This is a genomic window from Streptomyces milbemycinicus (assembly GCF_002154605.1).
Lineage (GTDB): Bacteria > Actinomycetota > Actinomycetes > Streptomycetales > Streptomycetaceae > Streptomyces > Streptomyces milbemycinicus.
Genome location: NZ_MUNE01001059.1, coordinates 1 through 563, shown reverse-complemented (window position 1 = coordinate 563; position 563 = coordinate 1). Strand labels below are relative to the sequence as shown.

At 63.9% G+C, this 563-nt stretch carries 2 protein-coding genes; both read right to left on the bottom strand.

What is annotated here, in order from left to right; translation table 11 throughout:
- On the bottom strand, positions 1–127 hold a 127-nt coding region (locus CCN51_RS50945; RefSeq protein ID WP_143676214.1), incomplete at its 3' end, for a DUF397 domain-containing protein.
- Positions 124–563, bottom strand: a 440-nt coding sequence (locus tag CCN51_RS50940) for a DUF5753 domain-containing protein (protein WP_245881878.1), incomplete at its 5' end; no start/stop codon positions are given. The genes CCN51_RS50945 and CCN51_RS50940, both read right to left, overlap by 4 nt.

Genomic DNA, 563 nt, shown 5'->3' with positions numbered 1-563 from the left:
GGGGGTCGTCGCTCTCCCGGAGACGTATCGCGCCGTCGGCGGCGGCCAACTCCACGCATGCGCCATGCGTCTCGGAGAAGGACGACTTCTGCCATGCGATGGGTGTGGTCACGGATCTGCCCTTCATGCTTCCTGTGCGATGGTGTGAATGAAGTCTCGGGAATCAGCGTCGCTGAGCGCTGCGGCTTCGACTGCAGTGAAGGCGGTGCGGTAGCTGTCGAGATGCGATTGCGCGTCCAAGAAGGCGGCACCGAGTGCGGTTTCGACCTGCACGGTATCGAGCTTGGGTACGGGCCCTCCGGCGTAGAGCATCGCTCGGCTTGCGCCGACGTACCCCTCTGACTCAAAGGGAACTACGCGCACGGTGATGTTCGGGTGCTCGCACTGCTCTTGGAGATATTCGAGCTGCCCGCTGGTGACCTTCCGGCCGCCGAACCGCATTCTCAAGGCAGCTTCGTGAATGATGGCCTTGTGGGTCGGAGGCTCGTCACGCTCGAAGATCTTCCTCCGCTCCATGCGGTGGGCGACCCGGGCGTCCAAATCGGCCTGCGGGAGCGGCGGAA